Annotated in this window: 7 protein-coding genes; 2 read left to right on the top strand and 5 right to left on the bottom strand. The window is 43.7% G+C overall.

From position 1 onward, the window contains the following. The 4 genes from ABUA47_RS17715 to ABUA47_RS17700 form a co-directional block, all read right to left on the bottom strand. A partial coding sequence (locus ABUA47_RS17715) for a hypothetical protein (RefSeq protein WP_349831838.1) occupies nucleotides 1-1,343 on the bottom strand: 1,343 nt, incomplete at its 3' end. Between the two features lie 208 nt (nucleotides 1,344-1,551). Further along, a complete protein-coding gene (locus tag ABUA47_RS17710) occupies nucleotides 1,552-3,237 on the bottom strand; it encodes a RagB/SusD family nutrient uptake outer membrane protein (RefSeq protein ID WP_008662805.1) in 1,686 nt (561 codons plus the stop codon). Between the two features lie 22 nt (nucleotides 3,238-3,259). Continuing rightward, nucleotides 3,260-6,655 (bottom strand): TonB-dependent receptor, encoded by a 3,396-nt coding sequence (locus ABUA47_RS17705; protein ID WP_349824530.1) that lies wholly within the window; start codon nucleotides 6,653-6,655, stop codon nucleotides 3,260-3,262. Between the two features lie 412 nt (nucleotides 6,656-7,067). After that, nucleotides 7,068-7,916 carry a hypothetical protein gene (locus tag ABUA47_RS17700; RefSeq protein ID WP_008662810.1) on the bottom strand — a complete coding sequence of 283 codons (849 nt, stop codon included), beginning with the start codon at nucleotides 7,914-7,916 and terminating at the stop codon, nucleotides 7,068-7,070. A gap of 403 nt (nucleotides 7,917-8,319) precedes the next feature. Between ABUA47_RS17700 and ABUA47_RS17695 the strand changes: the two genes are divergently transcribed. Continuing rightward, the gene (locus ABUA47_RS17695) at nucleotides 8,320-11,661 is read left to right on the top strand and encodes a SusC/RagA family TonB-linked outer membrane protein (protein ID WP_196054163.1); all 3,342 of its coding nucleotides are present in this window, start codon (nucleotides 8,320-8,322) and stop codon (nucleotides 11,659-11,661) included. A 19-nt stretch (nucleotides 11,662-11,680) separates the two neighbouring features. Beyond that, on the top strand, nucleotides 11,681-13,579 hold the full coding sequence (locus tag ABUA47_RS17690) for a RagB/SusD family nutrient uptake outer membrane protein (RefSeq protein WP_005834695.1): 1,899 nt from the start codon (nucleotides 11,681-11,683) through the stop codon (nucleotides 13,577-13,579). A 72-nt stretch (nucleotides 13,580-13,651) separates the two neighbouring features. Here the strand turns inward: ABUA47_RS17690 and ABUA47_RS17685 are convergent. After that, nucleotides 13,652-14,208, bottom strand: a 557-nt coding sequence (locus tag ABUA47_RS17685; protein WP_349831837.1) for an aspartate-semialdehyde dehydrogenase, incomplete at its 5' end; no start/stop codon positions are given.

Raw genomic sequence — 14,208 nt, 5'->3', positions numbered from 1 at the left:
CAATGAAAATCATGCGCACCTTCAGGAATAGGATTCAATCCGCATTCACCTCCGCTTTGTGACAGATAGCCATATATAATGTCATGGTCATTTTCTTGTATTCCTGATACATTGAAAGTAATTGGTTTGGAAAACTGAACAGTGTATTCCTTTGTGTGTACTATTGCGGTTAAGGTCGTATAAATGGAACTGCCTCCGGGTGTCCCTAAATTATTCAGGGTGATAGCAGGTGATGCCTGATTTAATTGCGAATATAAATCGTTGCCAACAATCCAATCCACTGTTGCTTTTGTGGGAAAATTCTTGATACTGAATGTCCCGTTGTCACAGATTACGTCAGGGCCAATCAGTTGCATTGATGTCTTAGATACACTCAAAGGTAGCTCATTGGTAAAATTATCGGTTTGATTTTTATATTTGTAGCTCACTTTGACACTTGCGTTACCGGGTTGTGTCGGTACGATTGTTACCGTAGAGCTGTTCTGACCACTTACTATCTTAATATTCTTCCCGGTCCAATAAAATGTATGTGCCTTGCTGTCATTGATGGAATATATGTATTCTTTATATTGTTCAATATTTCTGTAGCCATCTATTTGAGGACCCATATTGGGAAAACTGATATTGCTTTTCCGAGCCATGAAATACTCTTTTGCTCCGATAGAATTTATGTAGAAATCATGGACTTCTACTCCGACATCGCTGTTCTTGAAGGCTTGCTTTGATTTCAAATTTATTTGGAATCTACTTTGTGTGACAGATGCACTTTGAGAGACTTCAGCGAATAGATTTTTATCGTAAGTCCACTTTATGCCCGTATCTTTGTTTATGGAATAATTGCACCAAAGTGTTATCGTATCTCCCAATTCAAATGTTGAAGGGGCATTGATTGGCATAGGTTTCATTTTGACATTGATGTTTCTTAGATCTGCGGTAAGTTCGATTGTACTTTTTTCAGGACGTACCATCAGGGTAGAATTACTACCTGCTTTAGTCCATAATACATTTATTGGAAAATGGTTTTTTCCTGCTGGAATTTGGGTTACCCATGTACTCTCGAATCGTTCTTGGTAGTTTGTTTTGAATCGTGCTTCTCCACCGACTGCTGAAATTCTTATACCTACAGATTGTTTTTGTATAGGAATACTTAAATCATAAGTGTAGTAACCATCACTAACATAGGGGTTCATTTCGCCCGTAATAGTACCGCTTATGTAGGAAGCACGTGTTGTGACATCAGAATAGAAATCCTTATCTTGTAACTCGTCTGTTTGTTCTTCTTTGTTGCAACTACTATTGATGAAGCAGATTAGTAGTACGAAAAATATGTTCTTCTTTTTCATGATATGTTTCTTGTTAGTATGTTATGAACGAAGGGAAAGTATATGATATTGATTTATGGTTCCTTTTAGAAGGTGCTATTCGTGTTTCTATACACCTTTTAAAGGGAATAACAAAAGCGTCCATACATTTGTATTTAGATACATGGAATGTATGAACGCTTTAATTAAATCCAAACGAGGTACAGCGCGATATGCTGTTTTTAGTTGATTACCAACCCGGATTCTGCTTCATGTTTTTATTTAGGGTCAACTGTGTAGTTGGAATCGGGTAGAAATAATGTTTGGCTTCATAAGTACGGATTTGTGCATCGGAGGCATCTATATATCCGTTCTTGGTCGCTTCTTCACAGTCAGGCACATTGCTTACGTTGGCGCCCAACATGGTGTTCGGGTACTTGGTTGAATCCAATTTGTCGAGCTGGTGCCAACGGATTAAATCCCAATATCGGTACCAGTTATCCATAATCAGTTCGCAACGGCGACAGCGGCGTATCTCCCAAATCAGATTGCTTACTCCCATATTATTGGCAGGATCGGCATCTGGAGTAGTTGTCATAGCCGGCAGGCCGGCACGAGCTTGAAGCTTGTTTATGGAGTTGTTGAGATCGTCTTGTGTGAGAGAACCCATTTCGGCTTTGGCTTCTGCAAAGTTCAGATAAATAACTGAAATCCAATAGAGCGGGCAGTCGGTGTATTGGTAGCCGATGTTGTTTCGGTCGCTTACACTCAATTCTTCGGGGTTATCATACTTGGCGATGCCATAACCGGTCGATGTGGTGAAGGCTGCTACACCGGCACGGCTGTAGGCGTGGCCTCTGAAAGAAAGTACCGGGTCAAGAATTTCGGACAGGCGCTTGTCGCGTACGGCCAAAACCTCTCTTATAGAGTAATTTTTGTCTGCATCCAATACGGCTGCATCGTCCTTGTTTTTCGAGGTTGTTGCCAACGGTTTTCCATCAAGGAAAAGGAAACTGTCGAATGCGTCCTTTGAAATGCCGTGCGTACCACTTGTGTTGATTGTGTAGTCAATGGTGGAGTGCCTTAGCGAACTTTGTGCATAAGGCTTGTAGAAAATCATTTCCGGATTGCTTGCCAGGCTGACAGAATTATAGTTGGCTTTGTAACTGTTACTTAGAGAGTAGTTTTTGGCCATAAGATATTCGCAGGCTGATACACATTCTTGCAAGTATTTGTTGGCGCGGCTCTCATCAGCGGCTTTGCCATTCTCGGCTTGAGTGCGATATTTGCAGTATGTACCTTCATATAAGGTGATGTCTGCTTTCATGGCATATGCCATGTCGGTGCTGAAACGTTGCCGATTGCTGTTTGCGGTAATGTGTTCGCACGCATAATTGATGTCTGCCAGCACATGGTCCATCACTTCATCCCGGTCGGTGCGTGGTCCGTAGAGGGCTTCGCTGTCGGCTGGGTCGATAACTTTGTCTATCCATTGCACATCGCCGTACATACGGACCAACTGATAGTATTCCCACGCACGGTTCATGCGTGCAAGACCTTCATAGTGGGCCTTTGTTGCTTCATCAAGAGAGGAAGACTGTACACCGGCAATGATATAGTTGGCGCGTCGGATTTCTGTGAAAGGGGCTGACCAGTTTGTGGAAGATGCGACCACGTTAGTGTAAGTCCAGTTATGGCTTTCTGCATCTACCTGGTCATCGCTTATTGTTTTGAAGTAGAACCATCCTCCACTGGCTCCGTTGCCAAAGCCGGTAAAGTTGTTATAAAAAGTATTGCACTGATTATCCAAATTATCGGTGTTGCTCCAGTATGCCGGAGTATTCGTGAAGGTATCCAAGGGGGATTTGTCCAGCAAATCGTTGCAACCGGTTAACATCGCCAGCGCTGTGACCCCATATATAAATAATTTCTTCATTGTTCTTAAGTTTTTGAGGTTGTTATAATGTTACCTGGACTCCAAATGAGAATGTGCGTGTAATAGGAGCTATACGTCCCCATCCACCGGCTGTAAGTCCATTGCCTGTACTGATTTCGGGGTCGACTGGAAGGTCATTCCCTTTGTGGAGCAGAAAGAGGTTGCTGCCACTGAAGTAGATACGTGCTTTCTCAATGTAGGCTTTGCGTGTCCACTCTTTCGGAAGGGTATATCCCACAGTTACGTTCTTCAGACGAAGATAGGACATGTCTGTCAAATAGCGGGATTGGGGATAGTAGTTGTTGCAGCCGTTAGCTATACCGGATACGGTACCTCCACTATTATTTGTACCACGATAAAGACGTGGATAACGGTTGCCTTGATTTACCTCATAACCGGTAATGGCGGTATAGTCTGAATTCCAAAGCACTTTGTTATAGCTTGTTTGGTGGGAATAGATGGCTACGTCGGCATGTACCATGGCGGGAAGGTTTAGGGAAGAAGTCGTCCAGTCCTCACGTTTGCCTACACCTTGGAAGTAGAGGTCAAGGTCGATACCTTTCCACGCTCCGCCTAAATGGAAGCTGTATTCGTAGCGTGGCATAGAGTTTCCGATGACTTTCAAATCGCCGTGGTCGTCTGCTGTGCCTTTTCCACCGTCAATCTTGCCATTGCCGTCCAAATCCTTGAACTTGACGTCTCCCGGGCCGTAATGGAAATTACCGGATTCCAGTCCTGCCTGGCTTGCAATGCCGTTTGCATAATTCCATGAGCCGTCTGCATTTTGGCTGGTGAAGTCTTTTTCCTCGAAGTAACGGTCGGTTTCAAAACCGAAAATGTCACCGTAGGTTTTACCGGTGTAATAGGTGCTGAGCAGTTTGGAATCATTGTCCCACTTTGTTACTTTAGTCTTGGAGTCACCGATGTTGAAGTTGGCATATACGTCGAAGTCGCCGAAGGTATGGCGCCAGTTCAAGTTCAACTCCCATCCACGTGTACGTAAGGTACCGGCATTTTCATAAGGAGCAGAAGCACCCAGAGTGTTCGGCAATACTTGTGCCGGTGCCAGCATGTCACGATTCTCACGTTGGAACCAGTCGAAACCTATAGTCAGTTCGTCATTCAAGAGACCCAGGTCAAGACCTATATTGAGGGTGCGGATACGCTCCCAGGTCAAAGTACTTGATACCAAATCCGGCATGTTATACATGGTCAGGAGATTAGCGTTGGCATTATTGTTTTCAATCCAATAGATATAGCCGGTACTTTTATTGTTCAACCGTTGGCTTATTAATTGTTCGAACATGTAGTCGCCCACAGCCTCGTTGCCGATTTCGCCAAAAGAAGCACGCAACTTACCATTGCTGACAATATGTTTCAGTGGGGCGAAGTAGGCTTCTTCGGAGAAGCGGTAGCCGATGGATGCAGAAGGGAAGAAGGCCCACTGGTCGGTATGGGGGAAACGGGAAGAACCGTCGTAACGTCCGTTCAGTTCCAATAAATAAATGCCTTTGTAGTCATAATTGATACGGCCGAAATAACCGGCAGAAGCGCGGGATGTATGATTCCAACTCAAATCTTGTCCATCCTTGCCAGCCATATTCAGTTCGGGGTATCCCTCTTGATCGTACATCACATTGCGGGTACCATACAGATATTTGTATTCCTCTTCTTCTGCGTTGACACCTGCCATTACATTCAGGTTGTGTTTTTTGGCAAATGTTTTGGTATAGTTTACGTATGCGTTGGCCGTCCATGTGTTCTGTTTGGAAAAGTCTCTCCAGATACCGCTATTGCCTTTAGTGACGATGTAAGAGGGTACCGGTTTCCCGCTCCAATTGATGCCGTAAACGGAGTTGTCCTGCGAACCGCTGTTCATATTCTGAATGGCATATGTAAAGTCTGCATTAAGGGTCAGTCCTTTAACGATTTCAGCTTTCAAGAAGGTGTTCATACGGGTCAGGTCTGTTGTCACTTCACGATCGGCAGCTTGCTTCTGCATGGCCATGACGCGTGTGTCATAGCCGTCGATTGTGCCCGAAGGAATGAAATAAGAACCCCAACGCCACAAATATTGGTAGGTGTTGGCCCATGTGTCCGGGCGTTTATAGTTCTTACGACTATAGTTGATGCGTGCACCCACCTGTAGCCAGTCGTAAACATTAGTGGTGACATTGACTGAGGCATTGTACTTTTTTAGTTCGTCCGGGTGAATCTTCATCTGTCCTTGCTTTTCGTTGTAGCCGAAAGATAGGTAGTAATTGGTCTTACCAGATGTTCCTTGTATAGAAACATTGTGGCTCATGGAAGGAGCAGCTTTGTTGAAGTAGATGTCCTGTACATCCCAGTCAGCATAATAAAAAGGAGTGCCGTCCAATACGATATAGTCACCCACGTTACTATCGCTTTGGTAGAGGTTCATAGGACGGTAGCCGGTCTTGCCGCCGTTCTGTTGCTGCCACTTTTCGGCGTAAGGTAACAATTTGTCGAAATACATACCGAACAATTCAGGCATACCGGCACCACCGTTCATACTGGCTTCGATACCCATCTTTAATTGTGTGGGTACATCGGGATAGTCCGGCAGGTAAGTAGCTTGATCCCATGCAAAATTGTTGCTGTAATTGATGGTAACCTTTTCGCTAGGCTTTGCGCTCTTGGTATTGATTAGAATCACACCGAAAGCGGCGCGCGTTCCATAAATGGAGGAAGCGGAAGCGTCCTTCAGTACGGAAATATTTTCGATGTCTTGCGTATCGAGGAAAGAAATGTCATCCATCGGAACGCCGTCCACTACAATGAGTGGATTGCTGACTTCTCCATTACTCAATGTCCCCAAACCACGTATACGCATGGAGGCTGTCTCGTCGATGGCACCACTTGTGGTGAGAATGCTTAGTCCCGGAACAGCCCCTTGCAATGCTTTGGCTACATCTTGTTGTGGACGACCTGCCATTGTCTTGTTTAAGTCCACTGTAGAAACTGCTCCTGTCAAGTTAGCCTTCTTTTGTACACCGTAGCCTACTACTACTACTTCATCCAGCATCTCGGTATCTTCTTTCAGAGTTATTCTCATCGTTTTGGCTGCCTTCACTTCTTGTGTCTGATAGCCCACAAATGATATTTTTAGTGTTGCTCCCGGTGTTACGGTCAATGTAAACTTACCGTTTAGGTCGGTAATTCCGCCGTTGGTAGTCCCTTTCTCAATGACATTGGCGCCAATAATAGGTTCACCTTTTGTATCTACAACTGTGACAGTCACAGAGATAGATTGCATCTGTTCTTGTACTCCTTGTGAGTCGTTGGATGCTGTTTGGGCAGCCATCACGTTGCCACTGCCTAAAAACAGAGCACAGATTGCCACCGCCGTAAAGAACTTACCATTGGCAAGTCCTCGTTTTTTGCGATCTTCATTCATAAGTGATTGATGATTTTGTTAATTAAACCAGTTTTTCAAAATTAGGGTAAGGGAATCATATAGTTCGGATTAGTCAGACTATTTCCGAAGGCTTCTTTAATTTCTCATAGGCGTTTTCTTTATTTAAAGGTTCACATTTTTATATTATCTCTCTTTTTTCTATTTATTTACCAAGTCCAGATGGAACTTAGTTATATATTATACAAGGTTAAAATCTTGTTAATTACTTAACTCTATTGGTTGTTTTAAGAGATAAAAAACTCGTTATTAACAAAGGTGAGAAATGATTCATTCATTTCGTCCTAACAAAGATACATTATTATTTAATATCAAGAACATTCCTTTGCATTTATTTAACTTTATATTTATACATTTGCAAAAAGGAAGTTATACACCTTATTATATAAAGAATTTAAGGTTCTTCTATATTTAAAGAATGGAATTCAATCAAGCCATTCATTGGTGTTTCTTCAATGATTTCCAGTTCGATGCCAAATTCACGGGCAACTTCCCGCAAAATGGCCGCGTAGCTGTAAGCCAATGAACCCACAAAACGAATAGGATAATTTTTGTAGTCATATTGGCAGACATTACGAGTAAAGAAATTTCTCAGATTACCGGTAATCAGCTCAAATACATAGTCATCATTGGTATAATCAGCCAAAAAATAAGATATAGTAGACAAAAAGCGATTGGGGAACGGGCGGTTATACACAGATTCCATAACCTCATTCGGACTTATACGGAACTTCTCAAAGAAATCCGCCGTTACATCTTTAGGAGCCAAACCTTTCAGTACATCAGACAAAAACATTTTGCCCAATACAGCACCACTACCCTCATCCCCCAGAATGTAACCTCCTGCCCGGACATTCTTTACAACGATTTTCCCATCATAAAAACATGAGTTTGAGCCGGTTCCCAAAATACAAGCAATGCCGGCCTCGCATTTGAACAAGCCACGTGCAGCTGCCAGCAAATCACTCTCTACCTGAATTGGAGTTTTGAATTGTGCTACCAATGAAGCTCCCAATACATTTTTCTTTTCATAAGAAGTACATCCGGCACCATAATAATAGACTTGTTCCAATTTCCTTTTGAAAAAATGCTCGGGTAATCCTAACCGCACACTTCGGCTAATCTCTCTTCTCGTTTGAAAGAAAGGATTTAAGCCCTCTGTGAAGGCTCGCTGTATCAGACGATTATCTTCAACCAGCGCCCATTCTGTTCTCGTAGAACCACTTTCTGCAATTAGTTTCATAGGTAGTTAGTTTTAGAATTGAATACAAATATATAGCTTTTTTTAATCTTTCCAAGGCTATTTCAAGAAAAAATCATTTTACTGGCCATACATCTCCCTTTTGCTCATATCCTCAATCATCCAACAAAGTATTCCCACTTTTCCAACGCAACCGCGTTTTAGTCAAAACAAGACGATAACAGACTAACAATAAGATACTATCTGACTGAATTCCAAGTTCCATCTGAACTTAGCAAACAAATAGGAAAACAAGAGATAATATAAAGTTATGAACCTTTAAAAAGAGAAAATGCCTATGGAAAAAGAAACAATCCTGCAAGTTGAATAGTCTCACTATTCGGCCCTTATTACCCTTACCCTAAATTTAAGAAGTATTTAATTAACAACAAATCATCAATCATTTATGAATGAAGATCACAAAAAACGAGGACTAACACATAGCAAACTCCTCACAGCAGTGGCAATCAGCTCACTGTTATTAAGTAGCGGCAACGTGATGGCTGCCCAAACAGCATCCAACGACTCACAAGGAGTACAAGAACAGATGCAATCTATCTCTGTGACTGTCACAGTTGTAGATACAAAAGGTGAACCTATTATTGGCGCCAATGTCATTGAGAAAGGTACGACCAATGGTGGTATTACGGATTTGGATGGAGTTTCCAAATTAAATGTAAAGCCCGGTGCTATTCTGCAAGTATCATTTGTGGGATATACTACTCAAGAAGTCAAGGCAACTTCGGTAATGAAGGTTGTTTTGAAAGATGATACGGAATTGTTGGATGAAGTTGTCGTAGTAGGTTATGGTGCACAGAAAAAGGTGAACCTGACCGGTGCGGTGGCTTCCGTGGATGTGAACAAAACAATTGATAGCCGTCCTATCACGGATATAGGCCGTGCCTTGCAGGGGGCGGTACCGGGATTGACCATTACTACTAACTCCGGTGAGATAGGTGGTGCGCCTACTATCAAGATTCGTGGTAGTATCGGTTCTCCGAATGGTGACTCCAAACCGTTGATTCTGGTAGATAATGTGGAAGTAACGGATATTTCTATGGTGAATCCGGACGATATTGAAAGTATTTCTGTATTGAAAGACGCCGCTTCTGCTTCTATTTACGGTGCCCGTGGTGCATTTGGCGTATTGCTGATTACCACAAAATCAAGAAGTAAACATGAACGTCTCTCTGTAAAATATACCAATAACTTTGCATGGCGTACGCCGACCAAGACACCCGAACAACTTCCGGGATGGCAGCAGGCTGATATTAACTTGCAAGGTGTAATCAATCAGACTAAGGGGTCTACCGCATTTTATAACGTAGTGGGTAATATGCGTGTGGATGCTACACATGTGCAGAAAATGAAGGATTACTGGGACAAATATGGCTATGGTGACCAGTTTGGTCGTGAGATGGAATTGGGTCGTGACTTTGAGTTCCGCGATGGCGGTATGTTCTTTATCCGTACTTGGGACTGGTATGATGAATACATCAAGGACTGGGCTCCGCAGCAGAACCATAGCCTTTCTATCAACGGTGGCAACGGAAAGACTAATTACAATATCGCTTTGGGATATCTGAGCCAGGATGGTATGATGAAAGTCAATTCGGACAACTATAAGCGTTACAATGCCAATATCTCTTTGAACTCTGAATTAAACAAATATGTGTCTATCCGTACAGGTGTCATGTTCACCCGTTCTGACTACGACAAGCCATTCAACTATAATACTGATCTTTACGACCCGATGTACTATCTGTATCGTTGGCAGCCGATGATGCCTTACGGTACTTTTGAAGGCAAGGAGTTCCGTAACGCCTTGACCGAACAGAAAAGTGCTCCTATTACCACAAAAGAACGTGAGTATCTGCGTTTGACAGGTGGTGCAACTATCAAGCCTATCAAAGATTTAACACTGGATATAGATGTTGCTTATAGCAGCGTGGAAAATCGCTATAAGAAGTATGGTACACCGAGCTTGACCAGTGGTTATGAAATCTTCACTGCCCGTCCGTCTGTTGAGGCATTACGTGATTCTTATGGCAGTTATCTATCTGCTGCTACTTATGATTATGTATATCAGGAAACCGGACGCACGGAGAATCTGACAGCCAATTTCGTGGCAACTTATGCCAAACGCTGGGGAGATCATGATTTTAAGGCAATGGCAGGTTCCAGCCTTGAAAAGAGCGAATATGAATATTACTGGGCGCAACGCAAAGGTCTGCTCGACCCCGCAAAACCGGAATTGAATCTGGCTACAGGTGACCAGACTACAAGCTCCTCGCATACTTGGTGGTCTGTAGCAGGCTTCTTCGGACGTCTTAATTATTCTTATAAAGACCGATATATGTTGGAACTGAACGGCCGTTATGACGGTTCCTCCCGTTTCCCCTCTGGGAATCGTTTCGGTTTCTTCCCATCCATGTCTGCCGGTTACCGTATTTCTGAAGAACCGTTCATGCAGTCACTGAAGCCTTATCTGAGTACGTTGAAGATTCGCGGCTCTTGGGGTATGATTGGTAACCAGGATGTAGGTACCGACCGTTATATCTCCACTCTGTCCACTTCTGTAGACAGTTGGATTATCGATGGAAAGAAAGTACAGTCAACACAAAAACCGACTATTGTGTCTTCAACCCTTACTTGGGAGAAGGTTACTACACTTGACCTTGGCTTGGATGCCCGTTTCTTCAATGACGCTTTGGGAGTAACGTTTGATTGGTATAACCGTACTACCAGTGATATTTTGACTACTGCCAACCTACCTGCCACATTGGGTGCTGACGCTCCATATGAAAATATGGGTACTATCCAGACCAAAGGATGGGAACTTGCCATTGACTATCGCCATACCTTCAAGAATGGTCTGCACTTTGGCGTGACGGCTTCTGTTGCCGATGACAAGACTGAAGTAACCAAGTGGACGTATAATACAAAGATTCCTTCTTATGGAGCTACCGGCTGGTGGGATAAGAGTGCTTATAAAGAAGGTATGGTTTTGGGAGATATCTGGGGCTTGCAGTTCGACCGTTTCTTGACGGAAGATGACTTTAATGCTGACGGTTCTTTGAAAGCCGGTTTGCCCGACCAGACTAAAGTATTCCCTGCCGGTTATCAATTTGCTCCCGGTGATGTGCTTTATAAAGACCTCGACAACAACGGTGAAATCGTAAAACAGACCAATACAAATGACAAGGGTGACCTTAGTGTTATAGGTAACGCCCTGCCGCGTTTACAGTTTGGTTTGAATCTGGATGCTGCTTGGAAAGGCTTTGATATAAGCATGTTCTTCCAGGGGGTAGCCAAAAGAAAACTTTGGGCGGCAGGTAACCAGGTATTACCAGGCTTTACTACCGGTGAACCCTTCTACAAAGGTGCTGAGGATTATTGGACTCCCGAAAACACAGATGCTTTCTATCCCCGTCCGATGGATTACAAGCAGTCTGCTTCGGGTAACTATAGCGTGAATGACCGCTATTTGCTGAATATGGCTTATCTGCGTCTGAAGACGTTTACTGTAGGATATTCTCTTCCTAAGGTTTGGTTGAGTAAATTCAAAGTGCAAGGTTTGCGTGTTTATTTCACTGGTGAAAACCTTTTCACCATCGACGGTGTGAAACCTGCTATCGATCCGGAAATAGGAATACGTACGGCCAGTGGTAAGAGTGACCAGCGTAACTTTGGCCGTAGCTATCCATACCAGAAGACAGTGTCGTTCGGTATTCAGCTTAGTTTATAATCTAATAGTAATTGCAGTTATGAAAAAGAAAAATTTATTATACATCGTTTGTGCGTTGGCAATGGGCTCGCTCTGCGGTTGCGACGATTTTTTGAATAAAGACCCGCAGGACAAGCAGACCAATGACACTTATTGGCAGACTGAAACTTCTTTGCGTACTTATGCGCAAGACTTCTATTCTTCCTACTTTACAGGATATGGTACCGACTATACTGTTTTTGCCGGTTATTTCTCTGGAGATGACTATACGGATGATTTTATCAATCTGAATAATGCAAATACAAACGGTTCAGGATATATTTATTTCTCCACTTCTGCCACTACGGACTGGAATAGCCAGACAGGAACTTGGTCGGGCAATTATAGTGTTATTTATAAAGCCAATGTCATGCTTGAGAAGATTCCCGGAATGAATATTTCGGACGAAGCCAAGAGACACTGGGAAGGTATTGCACGCTATTTCCGTGCAATGGCCTATAGTACGCTGGCAAAGTATTATGGCGGTGTTCCTTACTACGATAAGGTGACAGACCCGGCAGACCCGGCTCTTTATAAAGACCGTGATTCTTATTTGTATGTAGCGCAGAAGATACAAGAGGATTTTCAATATGCATTGGATAATGTACGTACGGATGATACGAAGCGCCAAGTCAACAAATATGTGGTTGGTGCGTATATGTCACGCGAAATGCTGTATCATGCCACATGGCTGAAGTATCACGGTACTACTGTAGGTCCTACTTCAGAGAAGGTGGCGGATGGTGATATTAAGAACTTGCTGCAAGGAGCCATTAATGGTGCAGAGGTAGTGATGAACTCTGGTATCTATTCAATAGGCAATACCTATAATGCTTTGTTTACTACGGACGATTTGGCTAACAATCCGGAAGTCATCTGGTATCGTGAATATACAAGCGGTTTGCAGTGTAATGCTTTGATGTCCTACAATGGTCCGGAAGATCAGACTCAGGGTGGTGTGACGCAAGATGTAATCAACACTTATCTTTGTAGTGACGGTTTGCCGATAGGTCAGTCTCCGCTGTATCAAGGTAAGGAAGACCCGAGTATTCAGAAGTCATTTCAAGACCGTGACCCGCGTTTGTATCAAACAGTTGCCGACAGTCTTCGTATCATGAGCGCCATGGGGACAAATTATACCGAAGGTACATCACCAACGGGATATCCTACCAAAAAGTTCTTGAACGACGAGTGGTGGGTGGCTGGTCTGGATTATTGTACCGGTAGATTAAGTCCGGCTGATGCGCCGTGCATCCGCTATGCGGAAGTATTGCTGAACTATGTAGAGGCGCGTTATGAGATTGCCCAAGTGGGTGGTAACGCTTTCACTCAGAGTGACCTTGACAAGTCTATCAATGAACTCCGTGACCGTCAGCTGACGAAGTGGGGAGATACTGAAGCCAAGACAATGCCGAAAGTTCAACTGAATGGCGGCAACTTGAGTGTGAATGGAGTTGTTATCAATGACCCTGCCCGTGACCCTGATGTCAATCCGGTTTTGTGGGAAATCCGTCGTGAGCGTCGTATTGAGTTGATTATGGAAGGCCGTCGTGGTGAAGACCTCCGTCGTTGGGCCAAGTTTGAATACTTAAACTCAGAAGATGCAAATGGTTATCCTGCCATGTCTTTCCTGGGTGCTTATGTCAATATGGCCGATTATCCGGAAATATCTTCAAAAGATGATTCCGGCAAGAGAGTGCTCTATCTGTTCGACCCGGAGAATCCGGGTAATGAGGATACTGAAAAAGGGTATATTTATTATCTTCGTGAAAAGGAACTTCGTATATTCAAGGCTGGTGAATTGAATTCGGAACGCTACTATTTGCGTGCCATACCGGCTGCACAGCTGACTATTTATGAGAATAAAGGTCAGGTGTTGACTCAGAACCCAGGCTGGTAATACCATAAAGTGGATTATAAAAATAAGGGATGTCATTTCTAGGACATCCCTTATTTTTTATTCATTGTTCTCTTACAGTGCCTTTTCCTTAATCAGGTATTCTGCAATCTGCACCGCATTCAGTGCAGCGCCTTTCTTAATCTGGTCGCCCACAATCCAGAACGTCAATCCGTTTTCGTTGCTGAGGTCCTTGCGGATACGGCCTACGTAAACCGGGTCTTTGCCCGCGAGGAACAACGGCATGGGGTATTCCTTTTCTGCCGGGTTGTCCATCAACACCAGTCCGTCGCCTTTGGCAAATGCTTCGCGGGCTTCTTCGATGGAGATGGGACGCTCGGTTTCTACCCAGATGCTTTCGGAGTGGGAGCGGAGAGCGGGAACACGTACGCAGGTAGCACTGACTTTTACGTCAGAGTGCATAATCTTACGGGTCTCGTTGAACATCTTCATCTCCTCTTTGGTATAGCCGTTTTCGGTGAATACGTCGATTTGCGGAATGAGGTTGAATGCCAGCTGGTAAGCGAATTTCTCAACGGTTACGGGTTCGCCTGCCAATACCTGGCGGTACTGCTCGTACAACTCATCCATGGCAGCGGCGCCGGCACCACTGGCAGCCTGATAGGTAGAAA

It is taken from the genome of Bacteroides sp. RTP31139st1_H2_RTP31139_211217, from assembly GCF_040227615.1.
Taxonomy (GTDB): Bacteria; Bacteroidota; Bacteroidia; order Bacteroidales; family Bacteroidaceae; genus Bacteroides; species Bacteroides uniformis.
This window is presented reverse-complemented; position numbering and strand designations above follow the sequence as displayed.